We start from the raw sequence: 22736 nt of genomic DNA, 5'->3' as shown, positions 1-22736 counted from the left end.
TCTTCTTCACGCATCGGATGCTAGCGCTGACGCTTCTCACGCACACGCATGTTGATGACGATGGGCGTTCCTTCGAACTCGTAGATCTCGCGCAGGCGACGCTGAATGAAGCGACGGTAGCCCGGGTCGAGGAATCCGGTCGTGAACAGCACGAATGTCGGCGGGCGGGTCGAGGCCTGCGTGCCGAACAGGATGCGCGGCTGCTTGCCACCACGCAGCGGGTGCGGGTGCGCGGCGACGAGCTCGGTGAGGAACGCGTTGAACTTGCCCGTCGGGATACGACGGTCCCAGTTCTCCAGCGCCGTCTCGAGCGCCGGAACCAGCTTGTCGAGGTGGCGGCCGGTCTTCGCCGAGATGTTCACGCGCGGAGCCCACGCGACGTGCGCGAGGTCCTGCTCGATCTCACGCTCCAGGTACTTGCGGCGATCGATGTTCTCGTACTCCGGGGTGTTCAGCATGTCCCACTTGTTGTACGCGATCACGAGCGCACGGCCAGACTCCAGCACGAGGTCGATGATGTTGAGGTCCTGCACGCTGATCGGCTGGGTCACGTCGATCACGACGACCGCGACTTCCGACTTCTCCAGCGCGGCCGACGTACGTAGCGAGGCGTAGAAGTCGGCACCCTGCTGCAGGTGCACGCGGCGACGGATGCCGGCGGTGTCGACGAAGCGCCACATCTTGCCGCCGAGCTCGACGATCTCGTCGACCGGGTCGCGGGTCGTGCCGGCGAGGTCGTTGACGACCACGCGCTCTTCGCCTGCGGCCTTATTCAGCAGCGAGGACTTGCCGACGTTCGGGCGTCCGAGGATCGCCACGCGACGCGGGCCGCCGATCTCCTGCTTCGCGACGGCCGAGACCTCGGGCAGCTTCTTCAGGATCTCGTCCAGCAGGTCCGCGACGCCGCGGCCGTGGATGGCCGAGATGGGGTGGGGCTCGCCGAGCCCGAGGTTCCAGAGCGCTGCGGCTTCCGGCTCGTGGCGCGGGTCATCGACCTTGTTGGCGACGAGGAAGACGGGCTTGCCACTCTTGCGCAGCAGGCGAACGACGTGCTCGTCGGTCGAAGTGGCACCGACCATCGCGTCGACCACGAACAGCACGACATCCGAGAGATCGATCGCGACCTCGGCCTGCGCCGCAACGGATCGGTCGATGCCCTTGGCGTCGGGCTCCCATCCACCGGTGTCGACGAGCGAGAAACGGCGGTCGTTCCACTCCGCCTTGTACGTGACGCGGTCGCGCGTGACACCGGGGGTGTCTTCCACGACGGCCTCACGGCGACCGAGGATGCGGTTCACGAGCGCGGACTTGCCGACGTTCGGGCGTCCCACGATCGCGACCACCGGCAGCGCCGGGTAGTACTGAATGCCGTCTTCGCCCTCGACGAGGCCGGCGAGCAGCTCGGCGTCCTCGTCGTCCAGGTCGTAGTCGGACAGGCCGGCGCGCAGGGTCTCTGCGCGGGCGTCGATGAGTTCGGGGTCGAGCTCATCCAGCTTCTCTGCGAGGTTGTCGTCCCCGCCGTGGTACTCGTCGTCAGCCATGATTCGCTCCTTGGCGTTGTGCGATCACCGTGAGGACGGCGTCGATGGTCTGGGCGAAGTCGAGGTCGGTCGAATCGACCACCTCGACTCCGGGGGCCGCGGTGAGGAAGTCCACCACGGTGCTGTCGGAGGCATCGCGCTTGTGCAGCGCGGCGGCCACGGCGGCCGCGTTCTCTCCGACGAGTTCATTGGCGCGGCGCGCGGCGCGCACCTCGGGCGCAGCCGTCAGCAGAATGCGCACGGGCGCATCCGGTGCGACGACGGTGGTGATGTCGCGACCTTCGACCACGACGGCGGGCTGAGAGGCCCTGGCGACCATGTCGCGGAACAGCTCGTTGACCGCGGCACGCACCTCGGGCACGCGCGCGACGCCGCTGACGGCGGACGAGACACGAGGGTCGCGGATCTCTTCGGTGACGTCATGCTCTCCGACGCGCACGGTGCGGTCGTCGGGGTCGAGACCGAGGCGGAGGTCGAAATCGGATGCTGCGGCGCGCACAGCATCCGCATCCGCGGTGTCCGCGCCGGTGTTGAGCACGTGCCAGGCGAGCGCGCGATACGCCGCACCCGTGTCGAGGTAGCCGTAGCCGAGCTGGCGCGCCACCGCCTTGGACACGCTGGACTTGCCGCTGCCCGCGGGGCCGTCGATCGCGACGATGAAGGGGGTGTCAGTCATTGGTCATGCTCGCAATCCGCCATCCGCGTTCTTCGAGTCCGTCGATCGCACCGCGCAGGGCTGCGGGCTCGACGCTGATCTCGGCCAGGCCGAACTGCGCACCCGGTGAGTGCTCCAGGCGCAGGTCTTCGACGTTGACGCCGAGTTCGCCGAGCTCTCCGAAGAGACGCCCCAGTTGACCGGCGGTGTCGTCCACCATCACGACGAGCTGCTCGAAGCGGCGGTTCTGGCCGTGCTTGCCCGGCAGACGCTCCACGCCCTCGTTGCCGAGACGGATCGCGTCCGCGATTGTGCGACGTGCGCCCGGTGCATCCGGAGCCCGCAGGGCGTCAGAGACGCGGGTGAGATCTGCGGCCAGCGCATCGAGGACGGCAACGACGGGAGCGGCGTTGGCGCCGAGGATCTGCACCCACAGTGCGGGATCGGATGCGGCGATGCGCGTCGTGTCGCGCACGCCCTGCCCGGCAAGGCCCAGCGACCCCTCCTTGGCGTCGACGAAGCGCGCAGCCAGAAGGCTCGCGACGACCTGCGGCACGTGCGAGGTCAGCGCGACCGAACGGTCGTGTTCTTCGGGCGTCATCTCGAGCGGCATCGCGCCCACATCGAGAGCGAGATCCTCTACGAGCGCGAGGTCTGCGGCTCGGGTCTCGCCGTCCCGGCAGACCACCCAGGGTCGCCCGATGAAGATGTCGGCACGCGCCGAGATGGCTCCGCCGCGCTCACGTCCGGCGAGCGGGTGCGAGCCGATGTAGCGGGTGAGGTCGACCCCACGGGCGCGAAGCGCGTTCAGCGGCTCGAGCTTGACGCTCGCGACATCCGTCACGACGGCGTCCGGGAAACGACGAAGCTCCGCCTCGATGACGTCTGCCGTGACATCCGGCGGCACGGCTACGACGACGAGTGCGGGGCGGTCGTCCTCGCGCGCGGCACGGCCGGCACCGTAGTCGATGGCGAGACGCAGCTGCGCGGGAGACGTGTCCGAGAGGACGACATCCACACCCTTCGCGGAGAGGGCATGGCCGATGCTCGCGCCGAGAAGCCCCGCGCCGACGATGCGCACGGTCCCCGAAAGACGCGCAGCAATCGCGCTGTCCGTATCTGTCACTGTGTCTCCTGCGGCTCCTCCGGCAGCGCCTCCGCGGGAGTACCGGCATCCTGGCGCGCAAGAGTCAGCAGCGCACCACGTTCGATTTTACTCAGTTCTCGTGAGCGGCCCGCCGGGAGGGTTCCCAGGTGCAGCGGACCGAACTGGCGGCGCACGAGCTCCGTCACCGGGTGTCCCACCGCGGCGAGCATCCGACGGACGATCCGGTTGCGTCCCGAGTGCAGCGTGAGCTCCACGAGGCTCGATCCGTCACGGCCCGCCTTCGACACGTCCAGCAGGCGCGCCTTGTCCGCGGCGATCGGCCCGTCCTCGAGCTCGATTCCGGCGGTGAGTTTCGCGATCGTCTGCGGCGTCACGACGCCCTCGACCTTCGCGATGTACACCTTCGTCACCCCGAACGAGGGGTGAGCGAGCACATGGGCGAGGTCACCGTCGTTCGTGAGGATGAGCAGCCCGCTCGTCTCCGCATCCAGGCGACCAACGTTATACAGGCGTTCCGGCCAGTCCTTCGTGAAACGGCGAAGATCCGGACGACCATTCTCGTCCTTCATCGTGCTGACGACACCGGTCGGCTTGTTGAGCATGACGTAGCGCTTGGAGACATCCAGCTGGATGGCGACGCCATCGACGTCAACCAGATCGTTCTCCGGGTCGATCCGTCGCCCCAGCTCCGTCACGACGGTCCCATTGACGCGGATGCGCCCTTCGACGATGTAGTTCTCGATCACGCGCCGCGAGGCGACTCCCGCATTGGCGAGCACCTTCTGCAGGCGAACGCCCTCGGTCGACTCTTGCGACGTCATGATGTGGTCCTTTCGGTGAAGCCATCCGCCCCGTCATCGAGCAGGGGCGAGATCGGCGGCAGCTCGTCAAGCGAGTTGATGCCGAGATTCTGCAGCAGCGCATCGGTGGTGCCGTAGTTGATCGCGCCGGTCTCCGAGTCCGCGAAGAGCTCGGTGATGAGCCCTCGCGCCACGAGCGTGCGCACGACCGAGTCGACATTGACCGCACGGATCGACGCCACCTGGCTGCGCGTCACCGGCTGCTTGTACGCGATCACGGCAAGGGTCTCCAACGCGGCCTGCGAGAGTCGGGTGGGCGCCTGCCCACCCACGTAGTCCGCCACGAGGTCGTCATAGTCCTCGCGCACGTAGAGACGCCAGCCGCCGCCCACCTCGCGCAGCTCGAAGCCACGTCGGGGGCCCGCACCCCGGCCGTCGTAGTCATCCACGAGGGCACGAAGGGCCTGACGGACGTCCGCGACCGGAGCACTCACGGCCGCCGCCAACGAGACCACGCTGTGCGGCTCGTCGATGATGAGCAGGATCGCCTCCAGTCGCTCGGTGAGCGGAAGGGCGGATGCCGGCGACGGCACCTCCTCCAAGGTCACCACCGTGTCATCCGTCGTCGTTGCAGTGTTATCGGTCATAGTCGGCTCCCAGAGTGGCCAGCTGATCATCCGACCAGTTGTCAGACGACCAGCGCAGGGTCAGCTCCCCCAACGGTTCGAGCTGCTCGAAAGAGAGGGCGGCGTGGCGGTAAAGCTCCAGCACAGAGAGGAATCGGGCCACGACGATGCCTGGCTCGCTGATACCCGCGACAAGCTCACGGAACGTCAGGGCATCGGCGCTGCGGAGCAGGGTGACGACGATCGCCGCCTGCTCCCGGATGCTCACGAGCGGCGCGTGCAGATGATCGAGTCCGACATGCGGAATCGCCTTCGGTGTGAAGGCCAGCAGCGCGAGCGCGGCGAAGTCATTGACGTTGAGACTCCACACCAGCTCGGGCACCTGCTGACGGTACTTCTCATCGAGGCGCACGGCGCGGGCATGACGACGGTCTTCATACTGCAGACTGCGCGAGAACCAGGCGGAGACCTCCTTGAAGGCCCGGTACTGCAGGAGCCGCGCGAACAGCAGATCTCGTGCTTCGAGGAGCGCGACAGCCTCCGCATCCACGAGCTCTCCCTGCGGGAGAAGACCCGCGACCTTCATGTCGAGAAGAGTCGCCGCGACGACGAGGAACTCGGATGCCTCGTCAAGCTCCTCGTCCGGCCCGAGCTCACGCAGGTAGGCGATGAACTCATCCGTGACGCGACTCAACGACACTTCGGTGATGTCCATCTCGTGCTTCGAGATGAGATTCAACAGAAGGTCGAAAGGGCCGTCGAAGTTGGAGAGCGAGACGCGGAAACCCGCCTCGACGGGAACAGCGGGCTCGTCAGAAGGTACGTTGTCGGGCGCGAGGCGCTCGTCAGGCGACGGCGCCACGGGCGACCAGCTCCCGCGCAAGTCGCAGGTAGGCCTGCGCTGCGGCGTGCTCCGGCGCGAACTCGGTGATCGGAACACCGGCCACTGACGCATCCGGGAACTTCACCGTGCGACCGATGACCGTCTCCAGGACATCCTCGCCGAACGCTTCCACGACACGCTCCAGCACCTCGCGCGAGTGCAGCGTGCGCGGGTCGTACATCGTGGCGACGAGTCCGTCGAGCTGGATCGAGGGGTTCAGGCGATCGCGCACCTTGTCGATCGTCTCGATCAGGAGCGCCACACCGCGCAGCGCGAAGAACTCGCACTCCAGCGGAATCAGAACGCCATGCGCAGCCGTCAGCGCGTTCACGGTCAGAAGGCCGAGCGAGGGCTGGCAGTCGATGAGGATGACGTCGTACTCCCCCGCGACCTGGCGCAGCACACGCGAGAGGATCGTCTCGCGGGCCACCTCGTTGACCAGGTGCACCTCGGCAGCCGAGAGGTCGATGTTGGCGGGAAGGACGTCCAGCCCTTCGACCGCCGACGGCACGATGACCTCGTGAACGTCCCGTTTGGTGTCCAGGAGCAGATCGTAGATCGTCGGCACGTCGTGCGTCGGGATGCCGAGGCCGGCCGACAGCGCACCCTGCGGGTCGAAGTCCACAGCCAGCACCTTGCGACCGTACTCGGCGAGCGCTGCCGCCAGGTTGATCGAGGTCGTGGTCTTCCCGACGCCGCCCTTCTGGTTGCACAGCGCGATGATGCGGGCGGGGCCATGGGAGGCCAGAGGTGCCGGGGTCGGGAAGCCCTGGTAGGGACGACCGGTCGGTCCGATCGGAATGTCGCCCTTTGCCGCCTGCTTCGCCACCAGTGCTCCTGTCTGTTCGTGCTTGCTCGATTGTAGCGGCAGGGCCCTGCTCCGCAGGATCGGCGCGCGGTCAGCCGGCCTACGCGCCTCGCAGCGCGGCGACCGGCTCGATGCGCGCAGCACGACGAGCGGGATACCACCCCGAGCCCCAGCCGACGACTGCACCGAGGAAAGCACCGGCGATGGCGACCCACGGATCCGTTACCGGCGTCCACCCCTGCACGAGCGCCACGGCGATGACCGCAAGGACGCCAAGCGCCGATCCGATCAACCCGCCGATGAACCCGATCACGATCGACTCGACCATGAACTGCGCACCGATCTGCCTGCGCGTCGCGCCGAGCGCGCGTCTCAGGCCGATCTCGCCGGTGCGTTCCATGACGGACAGCAAAGTGACGTTGGCGATGCCGAGTCCTCCCGCCAGCAATGCGATCACTCCGAGAATCAGGAACACCACGTTCACGTCCGACTGCACGGTCTTGCTGAGGTCGGACGCTGCGCTCGGAGCCTTCGCCTCGAGCGTGTCCGGAGCATCCGGAGCCAACGCGACCACGGCCTGGTCCGCGACCTGGGGTCCCGCACCCACCATGATCCGGATGCTGAGCTCGGTCGGCGCGGGCAGGGCGAAGTCGGCACGGGCTGCGCCCGAGGGGATCACGACGGCATCCCCCATCTCGCCTCGTCTGTCCAGGTCGTCGATGATGCCGATGACCGCATAGGCGACTCCTCCGATGAAGATCGATGGCTGTGAGTCGACGCGATTGATCCCCATCTTCTCGGCCGCCCGAGAACCCAGTACCGCCACCCGATCTCCGCGGGCGTCATGCCCCGAATCGAAGTAGCGCCCGGTGACGACCGCCCCTTCCTCGGTGTCGAGCATCTCCGCCGACGTCGCATAGAGGCGAGGCGACACGATGGGAGGCGCAGCAGGATCATTCACCGGCACGGCGGTGATCACCTCGGAATCCCCGAGCTTCACCTCGCTGATCAACGTGGCGCTCTCGACGCCGGCCAACCGCTCCACGCGCTGCGGGCTGTCCCACGGTAGCGACCCCGCCGACACGACGGTGCCCTTCGACCCAGAGCGGGCTTCCATCGGGGCGACGACGACACGTGTCGAGGCCACACCGTCGAACTGCCGCGCGATCTGCATCGCCGCCGTCTGCGCGAAGCCCAGGGTCGCCACCAATGAGGCGATGCCCAGCACCGTCCCGAGGATCGTCATCACCAGACGCGCAGGGCGCGAACCGATGTCGCTGGTCGCCTCGGCGAACAGATCCTGGAACGTGAATCGGTCCGCATGCGCGATGGAAGGCACCAGGCGCGCAACCGCGGACTGCTCATCCGAGGCCGTCGTATCGCCCGCTTCGTCCGATGCCTTCGCTCGTTTCCCGAACGGCCAGCGCATCCGGCGCCACCGCGATGACTCTTGTCTGCCGTTCACAGCTCTGTCAGCCGTCCGTCGGCGATGCGGATCGTCCGGCGGGCACGCTGCGCGACCACAGGGTCGTGCGTGATCACGATCAGGGTGAGCCCGTCAGCGTTGAGCTCTTCAAACAGCCCCATCACCTCCGCCGACGTACGCTCGTCGAGATTCCCTGTGGGTTCGTCGGCCAGGAGCAGACGCGGCCCGCTCACCACCGCGCGAGCGACGGCCACCCGCTGGCGTTCACCGCCGGATAGTGACTGCGGAGAGAAATCCACCCGGTGCGACAGACCGACGCGAGCCAACGCCTCCCGCGCGCGCGGCTCCCGCTCTGCCCGCGGCACACCGCTGTAGAGCATCGGCATCAGCACGTTCTCGAGCACCGTGCGACGCGACATCAGATGGAAGGACTGAAAGACGAATCCGATGAACCTCGCCCGCACTGCTGCGCGCTCGTCCTCGGTCAGATCGCCGGTCAACGCCCCGTCCAGTCGATACTCGCCGACGCTGGGGCGATCGAGCAGCCCGAGCAGATTCAGCATCGTCGACTTTCCCGAGCCACTCGGACCCACGATCGAAATGTAGTCTCCCGGCGCCACGGAGAGGTTCGCAGCCTTCAGCGCCTGTACCTCAGGAGGCCCGGGGAACGAGCGTGTGACATCGCGGAGCTCAACCAGAGGAACAGACTCGTCACGAGTGAGCGCTGACGGTTCGCTCGCGGAGCCCGGATCGACAAGCAGCCGGTCGAATTCGGGACTGCTCATCGCCCGACCACCACGAGGTCGCCCTTCTCGAGTTCGCCTTCCAGCGCCTCCACCTCGACGGCTCCCTTCGCGGCCAGTCCGGTCTTGACGACAACGATGCGGGTCTTCGCCTTCTCACCCTCGCGGGGATCCGACTCCACCACCTCCACGCGAGATTCCCCTCCGGGGCCCGCAGTGAGAGCCGCCACCGGCACCGAAAGCACATCGCCGTCCGTCGCGCCGACAGGCAACTGCACCCGCACGTTCGTTCCCCGCAGCTGCGTCGCCTGCTCCGGCGTCAACGGGTCGGGAGTGAGCAGCACCGTCCACCGTGCTTTGCTGTCGGCGCCGGGCTTCAGCTCTGCGATCACGGCGCGATGCTGCGCCCCATCCGGCAGCGTGAAGCTTGCCTCTCCGCCGACCTTGAGCAGACGCGCATCTGCCTCCGCGGCAGCGCCGGTCAGACGCACGGTTGCGCCTGACACCGTCATGACAGGGCCCTGAATCGTCGATCCGCGCTTGACGTTGACCGCGTCCACCCGCCGGGGAAGCTCGGTCAAGAAGAGCACCTCGCCCGCCGGGAGGAACGGCAACGCCTTCTGGCGCGCGGCGTCCAGAGTAGATTGCGCCGACTCAACGGATGCCCACGCCGAGTTCACCGCAGCCTGCTCCGCCGAGACATCCGCCGGTGCCAGCAACTGGTCGCGCTCAAGTTTCGCCGTCTGCAGGTCCCACTCTGCCTGCTGCACGGGCAGGGCCCCTTCCTTTCCTTCCTTGGCGTCTCGCAGAGCCTGCTCGGCGGTGGCCACACGCACGTCGGCCTGCCAACGCTCCAGATCAGTGGGCCCCGTGTGGGCACGCTCCAGCGAACGCTCTGCTTCGGCAGCCGCGTTCTGCGCGCCTCTCAGGCCCTCCTCTGCCCCCCGCACCGCGTCGGCGACGCCTTCATCACCTGTCGGAGCTGGATAGCCGATGGCCGCGTAGAGCTGGCCGACTGCCTCGGCCGTCGCGGCGTCGAAGCTGCTCGACGCGACATCCCCCGGATTGAGTCCCACCGCGGCGAGCGCCTGCTTGAGTTGCAGAACGTCCGGCCCAGACACGCCGATCCGCATCGTTCGGTACGCCGGCAGCTCTCCCGGCAGCACGATGACCGGTCGCCCCGCGACCGCAAGAGCGACCGAGAGCGCGCTGAACGTCGCGCCGACCTCGGGCACTGCACCCGTGACAACAGTGCCCCCTCCGCCGCTGGTGTCGACCGACACCTCGACAGCATCCGCGTACCCGACGTCTGCACGGAGCGTCACATCGTTGCTGAGGGGGCCGAACTCCACCGGAACCGTCACCAGCCCGGGCTTGGGAGCCTCGCTCGCCTCGGCGGGTGCGATCAGGAATCGACCGACGAGCAGTCCGGCCACGAGACTCACGACCGCACACAGCGCCACGATCCAGAGAGTGCGATTGCCTCGAAGGATCCGCCCCCAGCCGCTTACCCGGGAAGCCGAGCTCGCGTCACCTTCGCTCGCCTCCTCCAGCTCCCGCTCGATAGCGTCCGTGTCTGCGTCCGTCATGTCGTCGCGGGTCGTCTCGTTCGTCAAGGATCTCTCGTCACTCGTCATAGTCTGTTTCTCATCGTTGCTGAGAGGTGATTCTCAGCTCGTCACGTGGGTCTGCCCTGGGCGTCGCGTCAACCCGCCTGCGCCTGCTCTGCGACCGTCTTGAACTCTTCGAGCTCGACCTTGTTCGCCGCGATGAACGCCTCTTCGAGCGCGAACTGCACCTTGTGCGTCTCGTCTCGATACGAGGTCTTCGTGCGGCACGCCAGATCTTGGGTGGCGAGCTCGACCTCGCGTTCACCCAGCGCCTTCATCTCGGGGTGCGCGTACGGGTCCGCTTTGGAGACGTTGGTAACCGGATCCGGTGTGACGTTTGCGAGGGCGAGCCCGAATATGCGTCCCACTTCTTCTTCGACCCAGGCGGTCGCGTCGGACGGTCGTGAGAATCGAGACTCACCGCCCTCATCCATGCACGTCATCCATCGTGCGTCGAGTGCGACGATGTCCGGGTGCTCCTCAAGATCCGCGGTCAGTGACTGCATCTTGTCCAGCAGATCAGCGTAGGTGCGATTGGTCCACGGGTCGTCGCCGTTCACCTCGTGCGTCGCCGCGCCCAGGCATCCCTTCTTCGTCCAGTCCGGTTCGACGTACTCCTCGCCGTCCATGCCCCCCGGCAGCGGACCGTTCAACGCGTCGTAGAAAGCCACCCACTCGGGCTTCGAGAGAGCGTCGACGTACGCCTGATTCGGGTCATAGTTGGGGTTTCCGGCAGCCTCATCCGTGAGGGGATTGTTGACGATCCCGTACCCGTATCGCTCCACCCACTTCTTGTCATCCGGCTCCCACGCGAACTCACCCGACGTTGCGACGGGCGGCGAGGGCTGCCACGGCTGATACTCGAACCCCGCTTGTGCCATACACGCGACCACCAGTTCGTCGATCTGGCGTTGGCTTTCTTCCGCCCGCTTCTGCTGTTCCTCTGGCGAGAGATCTGTCCCGCGAGCAGCGGCGAAGTACTGCGCCAGCGGCATATCCGCCTCGGTCAGATCTTCTCCGCCTGCGCCAGCACCCTGGCCCGTGCACCCTGTCAGCATGACGGCGATCGCCGCACCCGCCAGGACAGTCATCGATCGGTTCTTACGCATTGGCACTACCTCCCACACACTTGCTCGGCTGACTCACGTTGTCCTGCCTTCGACGGTCGGACACGCGGTCCGCGCCCTGTAAGGACGTAAAGTCTTGGTCAGGCATATGTTTTCAGGGTTTACTAAATGGGCGCAACACAAACTGCGCACGCGGGGCGGGTGTTACGCGACTGCCGACGTGCCCGTTACTTGCTCTGCTCAGCGGCAGCCTTGAAGGCCTCGAGAGCCGCCTTGTTCTCGGCGATGAACTTCTCTTCGAGGTCGAACTGCAGCTTGAGCGTGCGCTCGCGGTAGTCCACCTTCGTACGGCATTCCAGGTCGACGACCGCCAGCTTGAGCTCACGCTCTCCGAGCGCCTTCATCTCCGGGCTCTTCGAAGGGTCTTCGATCGTCGCGGGATCGATGTTCTCGGTTCCGTCGCCGTAGGCCGCTTCGTACAGCTTGCCCTGTTCGTCGGAGATCGACATGGAGGCATCCATCTGCGCGGTGAAACCAGGCTCGCCGGCCTCGCTCATGCATGCGGCCCACTCCGTGTCGATCTTCTTGTACTCGGGCGACTCGGTGGAGTTCGTCCACAGCTCGCTCATCTTGTCGCGGAGATCCGCGAACTCGTCGTCGCTCCAGACGTCGGCGCCCATGACCTCGTGCTGAGCCGCGCCCATGCAGCCCGCCTCTTCCCAGTTGTATTCGAAGCTGCCATCTTCGGCGATCTCGGACTCATCCGGCTGGGGGCCGTAGAGCGTCTCGTAGTATGCGGTCTGCTCGGTCTCAGACAGCGAGGAGACGTAGTCCTGGTTCGGGTCCACCGGCATCTCGGATTCGGGCATGGAGTCCCCGAACGGGTTGTGGACGATGCCGTAGCCGTACTGCTCGACCCACTTCTTGTCGTCAGGCTCCCATTCGACGTCGGACGCGGAGACATAGGAACTTGACGACGTCGACGGCGTGTACTCGAAGCCCTCATCCGACATGCACTTCGCGACGTACTCTTCGACCTTGCGGTTCTGATCCTGCATCTTCTTTTCCTGCTCCTCAGGCGACAGGTCGCCACCCCACGCGGCAGAAAGGTACGTCGAAAGGGGCGAGTCCTCGTAGCTCAACCCCTTGTCTGCGGATGCGCCGCCGGCACATCCCGTCAGGGTGAGGGCAAGCGCCGCCGCGCCCGCGAGGGCGACGAGAGGACCGGTAGAACGCATGTCATATCTCCTTGGTTGCGAGGCCCCAGACTTGGGTCCCGAAAATCATAAACAGTGCTCACAAATCCGCGCGTCCCCCGGCAGGAGGACAAAGAGACATTCCCGGCTGAGGCATAGCTTGTGTTGCACAGGATGCTTCCGGGACGCGAAATCGCAATATCTCACACACTAACCGAGCCGACGAACCGACGCAGGGGTGTCATCAGATCCTGTGGAGGGAACCGGTGAAGATCATCCCCCAGGATGATCTTCACCGGGCGCGTGGATGGGACGTGAGGTACGCATCCCGCAGAGCGTCGACGGTCACATGCGTATAGATCTGCGTCGTCGCGACGGATGCGTGTCCCAGCAGTTCCTGCACGACGCGCACGTCGGCGCCCCCCTGCAGAAGATGAGTGGCAAAAGAGTGCCGGAGAGTGTGCGGTGAGACATCCGCCGAGATCTGCGCCTTCTCCGCCGCATCCCGCAGGATCAGCCATGCGCTCTGCCGCGACAACGGCGCGCCCCGGACTCCGAGAAACAGCTTCGCCGATGCGCGCCCTCTCGCGGCGAGCTCCGGACGCACTCTCGTCAGATACGCATTCACGGCTGCCCGCGCATAGGAGCCGACCGGCACGATCCGCTCCTTCGCCCCCTTCCCTCGCAACCGCAGGATCTCGCCGTGGGCGAGGTCGTCGACATCGAGGCTGACGGCCTCGGAGACGCGCGCGCCGGTCGCGTAGAGCAGCTCAAGGAGCGCGCGGTCACGAATGCCGGCGGCCTCGTCGGGCGACGGGGCCGCGAGGAGCCGCTCGACCTGGTCGATCGTGAGAGCCTTCGGGAGCGCCCGGCCGAGCTTCGGCGGACGCAAGCGGGCGCTCGGATCATCGACATCGATTCCCTCGCGCACGAGGAAACGGTGCCAGCCGCGAACCGACGACTGCAGCCGGGCGATGCTGGATGCGGCGGGCATGGGTATCGCCGACGAGCGCTCCGCGATGAACGCGCTGATCGCTGCCGCATCGATCTGCGACGTGTCATCGACATCACGTGCCGAAAGCCACGCCACGTAGGCGTCGAGATCACGGTGATACGCCGCCAGCGTGTGTGCGGCGAGGCCGCGCTCGATCGTCACATGTCGCAGGTAGCGTTCGAGCGCGCGATCGAGGAGCATGTCACTCCCTCGTACGCCGCCGCTCGGCAGCGAGCACGCCGAGCGCGAGGATCGCATTGCGCATCCGCCCCGCCATCACCGCATCCGCAGCCTCGGCGAGCGGAACCCAGGCGAGGCGAATGTCTGCCTCTTCGTCCTCACGTGCATGCACCTGCGGCGCAGAGGCGATCCCCGTCGCGAGGAAGATGTGGATGATCTCGTTGCTGCCTCCGGGGGTCGCGAAGGTCGAGACGAGCGGGGACCAATCCTGAGCGACAAGGTCAGCCTCTTCCGCAAGCTCGCGCTTCGCCGCCTCGACGAGAGGTTCGCCCGCGACGTCGAGGAGACCGGCCGGCAGCTCCCAGTCGCGATGGCGAATCGGATGGCGGTACTGCTGGATCAGCAGCACCCGCTCCTCATCATCGATCGCGACGACCGCCACCGCGCCGGTGTGGTCGACGTACTGGCGAACCATCTCGCCGTCGCCGTACTGCACGTGATCGACACGCACATCCCACACCCGCCCGGCGAAGACGACCTCGCTGGCGAGCACCTCCGGGGCGGAGGGCTCGTCGCGCAGGTCGCCCGCGAAGGTCGTCAACTCAGCTCTCGTCGGTGTCGTCGAAGAGCTCACTGGAACGGTGCCGCTCGATCGCCGCTCCCACCAGCCCGCGGAAGAGCGGGTGCGGTGCCGTCGGGCGCGAGCGCAGCTCCGGGTGCGCCTGCGTCGAGATGTAGAACGGGTGCACCTCGCGCGGAAGCTCCACGTACTCGACGAGGTCGAGGTCGGGGTTGAGGCCGGAGAACACGAGACCGGCTTCCGCAAGGCGGGTGCGGTAGGTGTTGTTCACCTCGTAGCGGTGACGGTGGCGTTCGAACGACTCCGTGGCACCGTAGACCTCGTTGGCCAGCGAGCCTTCTGCGAGTGCCGCCTTGTACAGGCCCAGGCGCATCGTTCCGCCGAGGTCACCGCCGTCGAGGATCTCGATCTGCTCCGCCATCGTCGAGATGACGGGTGCGGGCGTCTCGGGGTCGAACTCGGTCGAGGATGCTCCGTCGATGCCGGCGACGTTGCGCGCGTACTCGATCACCATCGCCTGCAGGCCCAGGCAGATGCCGAGCGTGGGGATGCCCTGTTCGCGAGCGAAGGTGAGCGCGCCAAGCTTGCCCTCAATGCCGCGCACACCGAAACCACCGGGCACGAGAATGCCGTCGACGTCACCCAGCGCCTTCGCGGCACCCTCCGGGGTCTCGCACGAATCCGAGGGCACCCAGCGGATCTTCACGTGCACCTCGTGGGCGAACCCTCCGGCGCGCAGCGCTTCCGTGACCGAAAGGTAGGCGTCGGGCAGATCGATGTACTTGCCGACCAGGGCGATGGTGACCTCGAGCTTGGGGTTGTGCACCGCCTGGAGAACCTTCTGCCAGCGCGACCAGTCGACCTCGGCCGCGGAGCTGATCTCGAGGGCGCGCACGATGTACTCGTCGAGACCCTGGTTGTTCAGCATCGTCGGGATGTCGTAGATGCTCGGCACGTCGACGGCGTTCACGACGGCGTCTTCGTCCACATCGCACATGAGCGCGATCTTGCGCTTGTTCGACTCGGTGACAGGACGGTCGCTGCGCAGCACGAGGGCGTCCGGCTGGATGCCGATGGAACGGAGAGCGGCGACAGAGTGCTGCGTCGGCTTCGTCTTCTGCTCCCCCGAGGCGCCCATGAACGGCACGAGCGACACATGCACGAAGAACACGTTCTTGCGGCCGAGCTCGTGGCGGATCTGACGGGCGGCTTCGATGAAGGGCTGCGACTCGATGTCACCGACCGTGCCGCCGATCTCGGTGATGATGACGTCGGGGCGCGGCTCCTCCGAGGCCTGCAGACGCATGCGGCGCTTGATCTCGTCGGTGATGTGCGGGATCACCTGGACCGTGTCGCCGAGGTACTCTCCGCGACGTTCCTTGGCGATGACCTCGGAGTAGATCTGTCCCGTCGTGACATTGGCGGCCTGGCTCAGCTCGATGTCGAGGAAGCGCTCGTAGTGGCCGATGTCGAGGTCGGTCTCTGCGCCGTCGTCGGTGACGAAGACCTCACCGTGCTGGAACGGGTTCATCGTTCCCGGATCGACGTTGAGGTACGGGTCGAGCTTCTGCATCACAACACGCACTCCGCGTGCCGTGAGCAGGTTGCCGAGGCTGGCTGCCGTGAGTCCCTTGCCCAACGAGGAAACGACACCGCCAGTCACGAAAATGTGCTTGGTGATGTCGTTGGATGGCCGCGCGCTAGAAATGTCCGTCACGGGCTTCCATGGTATCAGCAGCGGCTGGTCTCGGCACCGAGGAAACTCGGATGCATGCGCCCAGCCGCACAAACCCGCGGTGAAAGACTCTGGAAGGGAGGTTCCTCCCCCGCGTGTCGCCGCGTCGTCAGTCCTCGCGCAGCGCGAGGAGCTCGCGTGCGTGCACGAGGGCTGCATCGGAATCCGTGAGACCGGACAGCAGTCGCGCCATCTCGGCTTCGCGTTCCGCCCCGGCAAGGCTCCGCACACTCGATGCCGTCACCTGACCGTCGTTGGACTTCACGACGGAGAGGTGATTGTTCGCGAAGGCCGCGACCTGCGCCAGGTGTGTCACAGCGATCACCTGCGACGTCTGCGCGAGCTGCGCCAGGCGCCGCCCGACTTCGATCGCCGCAGCACCGCCGATTCCGGCATCGACCTCATCGAAGACGAAGGTGGGCACGGGGTCGGTGGCCGAGATGACGACCTCGATCGCGAGCATGACTCGTGAGAGCTCTCCGCCGGATGCTCCGCGCGACACGGAACGTGGCTCCGCTCCCGGGTGCGGAGCGAGCAGGATCGCGACGTCATCGCGCCCATGAGTGCTCTCGGCGCCGGGTGTCACCGCCACCTCGAGCCGTGCGTCCGGCATCGCGAGCGCATGCAGCTCTGCGGTGACGGCGGCACCCAGTCGCTCAGCGGCCTTCACACGCACGGAGGTGAGCGCGACAGCCGCCTCATCGAGCTCGACACGGATGGCATCACGCTCCGCGGTCAGGCGGTCTACCCGTTCACCGTCGTCTTCGAGCTCGGCCAGGCGCAGAGATCCCGTGTTCCAGAGCTCCAGCGCCGCATCCAAACTGCCGTGTGCGCGGATGAGCGTCGCCAGCGCAGCGCGACGCTCCTCGACGGCGGCGAGCTCGTGCGGTCCTGCCTCGTCGAGGTCCGCAAGATAGCTCGACAGCTGGGCCGCGAGATCCGCGGCCCGGTAGCCGAGATCGGCGATGCCCTCGGCGATCATCAGCAGCGTGGCATCCGCGGTCCGCTCGACCGCCCGGCGTGCTTCCGCGGCGAGAGCAGCGACGTCGGGCCCACCCTCATCGCTCGACAGGGCGCTGTGCGCGAGCGAGGCGGCGAGACGGAGCTCTTCCGCGTTCGCGAGGCGTTCGGCGCGCTCGTTCAGCTCGCTGTCTTCGTTCGGCTGCGGATCGGCCGCCTCGATCAGCGCGAGCGCCTCCCGGAGATCCGCAGCCTCTGCCTGACGGCGATCCCGGTTGTCGATCAGGTCCCGGAGCGCGGCATCGCGTTCCCGCCAGGAATCGAACAGCCGGCGATAGCGCTCCTGCGCCTGGGCGACGGGCTTTCCGCCAAAGCGGTCGAGCGCATCGCGCTGCGCTGCCGTCGACTTGAGGCGCAGCTGATCCGACTGCCCGTGCACGACGACCAGCGCCTCGGCAAGCTCGGCAAGGACGCCCGCGGGCGCCGCGCGTCCTCCGACGCTCGCCCTGCTGCGCCCCTCGGCCGTCAACGTTCGCGAGACGTAGAGTTCAGAACGCTCGTCATCCAGGGGTTCCAGCTCTCCCCCGGCCTCATCGACCGTGTCTGCCACGCGTCCCGTTGGTGGGACGAGCCACACTCCGGCGACCGAAGCCTGTGTGGCTCCGGCGCGCACCGCACCGGAGTCGGCGCGCTGGCCGAGAAGAAGGCCAAGCCCGGTGACCACCATCGTCTTGCCCGCGCCGGTCTCGCCCGTGATCGCCGTGAATCCGGGGCCGATCGGCAGAATCGCCTCCGCGATGACGCCGAGGTCGCGCAGGCGCATCTCTTCGATCACAAGGCACCCCGCCATCCCTCGACCGGAAGCTGGAACTTGCGCACCAGGCGATCCGTGAAAGCGATCGGATGCAGACGGGCCAGACGCACGGGCTGCGACGAGCGCCGGACGATCACCCGGGCGCCGGGCGGAAGATCATGTGAACGCCGACCGTCGCACCAGAGAATCCCCGTGCCGTCCGTGCGCTCCAACAGCTCGATCGCGACCGGGGCTTCCGGCCCGACCACGAGCGGGCGCGCAAACAGCGCGTGGGCCGACAGCGGGATCACCGCGATGGCCTCGACGCTCGGCCAGATCACAGGACCGCCCGCAGAGAAGTTGTATGCGGTAGAGCCGGTCGGCGTGGACACGACCATGCCATCACAGCCGTAGCTGGAAAGGGGACGTCCGTCGATCTCGACGACGACCTCGATCATGCGCTCCCGGCTCGCCTTCTCGACGGTCGCCTCATTGAGCGCCCAGGTCTCGTAGACGACGAGTCCGGCCGCATCCTTCACCCGCACCGACAGCGCCATGCGCTCTTCGACCTCGTAGTCGCGATCGATGACGCGCTTCACCGCGGCATCCATGTCATCACGCTCGATCTCCGCCAGGAATCCCACGTGCCCCATGTTGATTCCGAGCACCGGCGCTCTGCTGCCGCGCACGAGTTCTGCGGCGCGCAGAATCGTACCGTCGCCCCCGAGAACGATCGCCAGCTCGAGGTCTTCGACGCCGACCGCGTCACCGACGGCGTCGACATCGGAGAACGAGGCATCGACCTCGGCGAGCTCCGCGCGATCCTGCGGATCGAGAACCGGATGCGCCCCCGCATCACGGAGCGCGGCGATCACGCGTCGGGCGGCGGCAACCGTGTCATCACGGCGCGCATGGGCGACGACCAGGATGTTGCGCTCGTTCATCGTCCTCCTGCGAACTCGTCGATGGTGTTCAACCATTCTGTCGGATTCGTTCCGCGGCCCGGCGCGAGGTGCACGAGGAACTCCGCGTTGCCGTGCGTGCCGAGAATCGGCGACGGCAGCACCCCGAGCATCCCGAGGCCTGCATCCCAGGCGTCCCAGATGCTGCGTGCGACCGCGTCCACGCGCGTTGCGGGGTCGGTGACGAGCCCCCCGCGCACGGCGGTGCGGCCGACCTCGAATTGCGGTTTGATCAGGAGAACGACGTCGGCATCTGATGCGGCGACACCCGCAATGGCGGGATAGACGTGGCTGAGGGAGATGAACGAGAGATCTCCGACGATGAGATCGGGGGCGGTCGCTTCGCCGGTCGTCTCGCGGAGGCTGTCCGCGGTCATATGGCGGACATTGAACCCTTCGACGACCGTGACCCCCTCGTCCGTGCGGATCTCGGACGCCAGTTGATCGTGTCCGACGTCGACCGCGAGGACGCGGCGCGCACCCCGTTCGCGCAGCACCTGCGTGAACCCACCCGTCGACGCCCCCATGTCGAGCGCGAGGCGTCCCGCCACGGGAATGCCGAAACCGTCCAGCGCGGCGATGAGCTTGTGGGCGGCACGGCTCACATAGTGATCGGCGCCGGCGACGGTCAGCGTGTCGTGTTCATCTACTTTGAGCGACGGCTTGATGCTCGTCGCCCCGTTGACGCTCACGAGTCCATCGGCAATCAGGGTCGCCGCATGAGTGCGCGAACGAGCCAGTCCGCGCTCAGCGAGGGCGGCATCCAGCCGGGCGCTCACCGCGGACCCGGCCGCACGGCTGTGGACGAAGGATCGGCAGGTGTCGAGGCGCCGGCGTCTCGTGGCACGCTCTCGAGTCGTTTCGTGAGGTCATCGTGCAACGCGGAATATGCCGCGGCACGGTCTTCGAGCGGCTGCCCTTCGATCAGGCGCAGGCGGCTCCACAGGCCGTCCGTGGGAGGCGTCGCGTCGCGCTCTTCCGGGGTCTCTTCGCTCACGATCCCCACTCTACGCGGCAGTGCGGACAGCGCTGCGAGGGCACGACGAAGTTCGGGGAAGACCGTGCGGGCAGCCGCCCTGTGCAGTACGCGGTGTGGACCGCTCAAAGTATCTAACGGTTACGGGCGGAAGAAGGTGTCTGCGTACAGGCGCTCGGGGACGTCGAATCCGTAGATCGCACGCCCTGTCGACCAGATCGCCGCCGCCCCTGCGCGCAGCAGGTCGATCGGTCGGGAGCCTTCCGCCACGATCACGACATCGACGCCGTCGATTCTCACCGCGGAGTCACCGACCGACGTGATGCCGTCCTTGACCTTGGTCTGGGGATAGGGCTCGTGCAGTTCGCGCAGATCACCCAGGATGTAGGTCGGCTGCGAACCGGTGGGGGCCGCGAGCACGTGCTTCGGGCGGTCCACCCCTGTGATCACGAGTGCAGAGTCGATACCTGCACGGTTGGCGCCGAGGATGTCGGTGTCGAGACGATCCCCGATGAAGAGCGGTTTGCGCGCGGAGAAGCGGGCGATCGCCTCGCGGAAGATCGGCACCTCAGGTTTTCCCGCGACGGTCGCCAGACGGCCAACTGCCGTGTGTACGGCAGAGACGAGAGTGCCGTTTCCTGGGGCGATGCCACGAGACTGCGGGATCGTCCAGTCGGTGTTGGTCGCGACCCAGGGGATCCCGCCCTCATCCTCGGGGACCTTCAGTGCGAATGCCGCCTCCGCCAGCTGCGTCCAGCTCACATCCGGCGCGAAGCCCTGAACGACGGCGCTCGGCGCGTCTTCTGCGCTCCGCGTCACCACGTATCCGGCCTTCTCGGCTTCCACGACCAGCCCCTCGCCGCCGACCACGAGAATCGTGGAGCCGGGTGCAACCGTTTCGCCAAGCAGGCGCATGGCCGCCTGAGGGCTCGTCACCACCTCGTCCGGTGCCACCGTCAGACCGAGCTCGGTGAGATGCGCAGCCACGGAAGCATCCGTGCGTGACGCATTGTTCGTGATGTAGCCGAGGCGCAGAGAGCGCTCGACCAGCCGCAGGCTGTCGATTGCGTGCGGAATCGCGCCGGCTCCGGCGTAGACCACACCGTCGAGGTCCGCGAGGACAACATCCACCCCGGCGAGCGGGGTCGCCGGAGTCCGGGAGAAGAGACCCACTACTTCTGCTCCCCCGGTTCGTCGGATGCTTCGTCGGTCGCTCCCGGCGACGTCTCAATTGCCTCGCCTGCGGTCTCCGCGTCAGTGTCGGCGTCGACGCCGGTCAGATCGTCGTCCCCGGTCGAGAGGTCGTCGGCATCCGCGTGTCCCTCTGCGAACGCGTCGTCCTCCAACTGCATGTCTTCGATCAGGAGTTCTTCGTCGCCCCCGTAGCCGAGCGCCTCGACCGCCACTGCAGCGCGATGCGTCCAGAAGGCTGCTTCTTCGTGGCGTCCGAGGTCGTCAAGGACAGCAGCACGCGCAGCGAACAGCGCGGGGCTCCACTCGTACGCGCGGTTCGGGTCGAGTTCGGGGATCTCCAGCTCGCCGAGAGCGAGTTCACGCTCACCGCGGTCGAGTCGTGCACCGGACATCGCAATCGCGAGGGCAACACGGACGCCGACGTCCAGTGTGGATCGGTCGACGGATCGCCCTTCCTCGAGTGCGCGGTCAGGGCGCCCGATGCCGCGCTCACTATCGACCATGAGCGCGATCTGGTCGTCCTTGCCTGAGATCCGGCGATAGGTCCGCAACTCCCGCAGAGCAAGGGCGAAATCGCCCACACCATAGGCAGTGATTGCGAGCGTCTCGCGAACGATCGCAATGCGGCCCGCGCGACGCGATGCTGCCAGCGCGTGCTCGTGCGCGAGCGCGGGGTCTTCGTCGATGAGCTGCGCCGCCATCGCGAGGTGACGCGCAACGTTGTCCGCGTTCTCCTTGCTCAGGGTCTTGAGCTCGTTCCGCGCGGAAGGGTGCAGGTCGAACGCGGTGACCTCGTCAGGCACAAAGGGATCGCGAGGGCGATCGGATGCCTGTTCTTGACGACGCGGACGATTGTCTTCGCGACGTGGTCCACGGTCGCCGTCGTAGTTGCGCTGCGGCCGATCGTTGCCGTAACGCGAACCGCGGCCATCATCGGATCGAGCCGGACGTCCGCTCTGTCCATAGGGACGATCGCCGCCCTGACGCGCGGGACGTTCTCCGTCATGACGACGGGGACGGTCATCGAAGGAGCGCTTTGGGCGATCTCCGTCGTAACGCGGACGATCGCCCGCGGGACGAGCCGGACGATCGCCGTCATACCGGCGAGGCCGATCACCGTACGGCTTCTGGGATCGGTCACCGGCCGGACCAGCCGGGCGGTCACCGTCGTATCGACGAGGGCCGTCGTCAAAGGACCGACGGGGACGGTCATCGAAGGAGCGCTTGGGGCGATCGCCGTCGTAGCGCGGGCGATCACCTGCAGGACGAGCCGGACGATCGCCATCGAAACGACGGGGACGGTCATCGAAAGAGCGCTTCGGGCGGTCACCGTCATAGCGCGGACGATCGCCACCCTGACGTGCAGGACGGTCACCGTCTTGGCGGCGGGGCCGATCGTCAAAAGAGCGCTTCGGGCGATCGCCGTCGTAGCGAGGACGGTCGCCGGCTGGCCGGCCAGGACGATCGCCGTCGTAGCGACGGGGACGGTCGCCGTCCCGCGCGGGACGTTCGTTGCTCGTACGACGAGGTCGATCGTCGAACGAACGCTTCGGACGATCTGCATCGTAACGAGGGCGCTCACCGCTCCCCTGTCGCGCGGGACGCTCAGAGTCATAACGCGGCGGTCGGCTGTCACCGGAACGCTGCGTACGATCGCCATCTCGTGCGGGGCGTTCTCCGCGGCTCGATGCGGGAGAACGACGATCCCCATCGACAAAGCGGCGAGCAGGTCGCTCGCTGTTTCGCGATGAAGAGGAGTCGGTACGGTCGTTGAAACGTCGCTGTTCGCCGCGCCCATCGCGCGGCGCAGAACGACGCTCTTCCTCGTTCGACATGACTTCTTCTCTCTCCAGGGGATCTCTTGTTAACGCAAAATGGCCACCCAGCAATGGGTGGCCA

The 22736-nt window shown here is 66.9% G+C and carries 22 protein-coding genes; 1 reads left to right on the top strand and 21 read right to left on the bottom strand.

Translation table 11 applies throughout. The annotated features are described in order from the left end of the window. Positions 1-20 precede the first annotated feature (20 nt). The 21 genes from der to AC1REM_RS09900 form a co-directional block, all read right to left on the bottom strand. A complete protein-coding gene (gene der, locus AC1REM_RS10000) occupies positions 21-1541 on the bottom strand; it encodes a ribosome biogenesis GTPase Der (RefSeq protein WP_492514512.1) in 1521 nt (506 codons plus the stop codon). Further along, a complete protein-coding gene (gene cmk, locus AC1REM_RS09995; protein WP_492514511.1) occupies positions 1534-2217 on the bottom strand; it encodes a (d)CMP kinase in 684 nt (227 codons plus the stop codon). Before cmk ends, der begins: the two co-directional genes overlap by 8 nt. Continuing rightward, a complete protein-coding gene (locus AC1REM_RS09990) occupies positions 2210-3322 on the bottom strand; it encodes a prephenate dehydrogenase (RefSeq protein ID WP_492514510.1) in 1113 nt (370 codons plus the stop codon). Before AC1REM_RS09990 ends, cmk begins: the two co-directional genes overlap by 8 nt. Further along, positions 3319-4125 (bottom strand): pseudouridine synthase, encoded by an 807-nt coding sequence (locus AC1REM_RS09985; protein ID WP_492514509.1) that lies wholly within the window; start codon positions 4123-4125, stop codon positions 3319-3321. The genes AC1REM_RS09990 and AC1REM_RS09985 overlap by 4 nt, the downstream gene beginning before the upstream one ends. Then, a complete protein-coding gene (gene scpB, locus AC1REM_RS09980) occupies positions 4122-4751 on the bottom strand; it encodes an SMC-Scp complex subunit ScpB (protein ID WP_492514508.1) in 630 nt (209 codons plus the stop codon). Before scpB ends, AC1REM_RS09985 begins: the two co-directional genes overlap by 4 nt. Then, positions 4741-5592 (bottom strand): segregation and condensation protein A, encoded by an 852-nt coding sequence (locus tag AC1REM_RS09975; RefSeq protein WP_492514507.1) that lies wholly within the window; start codon positions 5590-5592, stop codon positions 4741-4743. Before AC1REM_RS09975 ends, scpB begins: the two co-directional genes overlap by 11 nt. Further along, a complete protein-coding gene (locus AC1REM_RS09970) occupies positions 5576-6445 on the bottom strand; it encodes a ParA family protein (RefSeq protein ID WP_204940212.1) in 870 nt (289 codons plus the stop codon). Before AC1REM_RS09970 ends, AC1REM_RS09975 begins: the two co-directional genes overlap by 17 nt. Positions 6446-6521: 76 nt before the next feature. Beyond that, entirely contained in the window at positions 6522-7850 is a 1329-nt protein-coding gene (locus AC1REM_RS09965; RefSeq protein WP_492514506.1) for an ABC transporter permease, read from the bottom strand. 32 nt (positions 7851-7882) lie between these two features. Continuing rightward, positions 7883-8632 (bottom strand): ABC transporter ATP-binding protein, encoded by a 750-nt coding sequence (locus AC1REM_RS09960; protein ID WP_492514505.1) that lies wholly within the window; start codon positions 8630-8632, stop codon positions 7883-7885. After that, entirely contained in the window at positions 8629-10206 is a 1578-nt protein-coding gene (locus AC1REM_RS09955; protein WP_492514504.1) for an efflux RND transporter periplasmic adaptor subunit, read from the bottom strand. The genes AC1REM_RS09960 and AC1REM_RS09955 overlap by 4 nt, the downstream gene beginning before the upstream one ends. Before the next feature lie 89 nt (positions 10207-10295). Continuing rightward, the gene (locus AC1REM_RS09950; RefSeq protein WP_492514503.1) at positions 10296-11291 is read right to left on the bottom strand and encodes a hypothetical protein; all 996 of its coding nucleotides are present in this window, start codon (positions 11289-11291) and stop codon (positions 10296-10298) included. Positions 11292-11494: 203 nt separating this feature from the next. Continuing rightward, a complete protein-coding gene (locus tag AC1REM_RS09945) occupies positions 11495-12505 on the bottom strand; it encodes a hypothetical protein (RefSeq protein WP_492514502.1) in 1011 nt (336 codons plus the stop codon). Positions 12506-12755: 250 nt separating this feature from the next. Continuing rightward, positions 12756-13658: a site-specific tyrosine recombinase XerD gene (xerD, locus tag AC1REM_RS09940; protein WP_492514501.1), complete on the bottom strand. Its 903-nt coding sequence runs from the start codon at positions 13656-13658 to the stop codon at positions 12756-12758. A 1-nt stretch (position 13659) separates the two neighbouring features. After that, entirely contained in the window at positions 13660-14238 is a 579-nt protein-coding gene (locus tag AC1REM_RS09935) for an NUDIX domain-containing protein (RefSeq protein ID WP_492514500.1), read from the bottom strand. 1 nt (position 14239) lies between these two features. Beyond that, positions 14240-15934, bottom strand: coding sequence for a CTP synthase (gene pyrG, locus AC1REM_RS09930; RefSeq protein WP_492514499.1), 1695 nt, complete (start codon positions 15932-15934; stop codon positions 14240-14242). A gap of 127 nt (positions 15935-16061) precedes the next feature. After that, the gene (gene recN, locus AC1REM_RS09925) at positions 16062-17747 is read right to left on the bottom strand and encodes a DNA repair protein RecN (RefSeq protein WP_492515466.1); all 1686 of its coding nucleotides are present in this window, start codon (positions 17745-17747) and stop codon (positions 16062-16064) included. Then, a complete protein-coding gene (locus AC1REM_RS09920) occupies positions 17744-18649 on the bottom strand; it encodes an NAD kinase (protein WP_492514498.1) in 906 nt (301 codons plus the stop codon). The genes recN and AC1REM_RS09920 overlap by 4 nt, the downstream gene beginning before the upstream one ends. Beyond that, positions 18646-19446, bottom strand: coding sequence for a TlyA family RNA methyltransferase (locus AC1REM_RS09915; RefSeq protein ID WP_492514497.1), 801 nt, complete (start codon positions 19444-19446; stop codon positions 18646-18648). The genes AC1REM_RS09920 and AC1REM_RS09915 overlap by 4 nt, the downstream gene beginning before the upstream one ends. Beyond that, on the bottom strand, positions 19443-19664 hold the full coding sequence (locus AC1REM_RS09910; RefSeq protein WP_492514496.1) for a hypothetical protein: 222 nt from the start codon (positions 19662-19664) through the stop codon (positions 19443-19445). Before AC1REM_RS09910 ends, AC1REM_RS09915 begins: the two co-directional genes overlap by 4 nt. A 120-nt stretch (positions 19665-19784) precedes the next feature. Next, a complete protein-coding gene (locus AC1REM_RS09905) occupies positions 19785-20816 on the bottom strand; it encodes an HAD-IIA family hydrolase (protein WP_492514495.1) in 1032 nt (343 codons plus the stop codon). Beyond that, on the bottom strand, positions 20816-21640 hold the full coding sequence (locus AC1REM_RS09900) for a hypothetical protein (protein WP_492514494.1): 825 nt from the start codon (positions 21638-21640) through the stop codon (positions 20816-20818). The genes AC1REM_RS09905 and AC1REM_RS09900 overlap by 1 nt, the downstream gene beginning before the upstream one ends. 33 nt (positions 21641-21673) lie before the next feature. Between AC1REM_RS09900 and AC1REM_RS09895 the strand changes: the two genes are divergently transcribed. After that, positions 21674-22588 (top strand): hypothetical protein, encoded by a 915-nt coding sequence (locus tag AC1REM_RS09895; protein ID WP_492514493.1) that lies wholly within the window; start codon positions 21674-21676, stop codon positions 22586-22588. Positions 22589-22736: the final 148 nt, after the last annotated feature.

The organism is Microbacterium sp. GW823-FHT02G05 (assembly GCF_058797175.1).
This window is presented reverse-complemented; position numbering and strand designations above follow the sequence as displayed.

What these genes read in the sequence shown, in the direction of transcription:
- xerD (WP_492514501.1), bottom strand. Translation starts at nt 13,658, where the DNA reads ATGCTCCTCGATCGCGCGCTCGAACGCTACCTGCGACATGTGACGATC.
- AC1REM_RS09965 (WP_492514506.1), bottom strand. Translation starts at nt 7,850, where the DNA reads ATGCGCTGGCCGTTCGGGAAACGAGCGAAGGCATCGGACGAAGCGGGC.
- AC1REM_RS09985 (WP_492514509.1), bottom strand. Translation starts at nt 4,125, where the DNA reads ATGACGTCGCAAGAGTCGACCGAGGGCGTTCGCCTGCAGAAGGTGCTC.
- scpB (WP_492514508.1), bottom strand. Translation starts at nt 4,751, where the DNA reads ATGACCGATAACACTGCAACGACGACGGATGACACGGTGGTGACCTTG.
- AC1REM_RS09945 (WP_492514502.1), bottom strand. Translation starts at nt 12,505, where the DNA reads ATGCGTTCTACCGGTCCTCTCGTCGCCCTCGCGGGCGCGGCGGCGCTT.
- der (WP_492514512.1), bottom strand. Translation starts at nt 1,541, where the DNA reads ATGGCTGACGACGAGTACCACGGCGGGGACGACAACCTCGCAGAGAAG.
- AC1REM_RS09950 (WP_492514503.1), bottom strand. Translation starts at nt 11,291, where the DNA reads ATGACTGTCCTGGCGGGTGCGGCGATCGCCGTCATGCTGACAGGGTGC.
- AC1REM_RS09920 (WP_492514498.1), bottom strand. Translation starts at nt 18,649, where the DNA reads ATGAACGAGCGCAACATCCTGGTCGTCGCCCATGCGCGCCGTGATGAC.
- cmk (WP_492514511.1), bottom strand. Translation starts at nt 2,217, where the DNA reads ATGACTGACACCCCCTTCATCGTCGCGATCGACGGCCCCGCGGGCAGC.
- AC1REM_RS09960 (WP_492514505.1), bottom strand. Translation starts at nt 8,632, where the DNA reads ATGAGCAGTCCCGAATTCGACCGGCTGCTTGTCGATCCGGGCTCCGCG.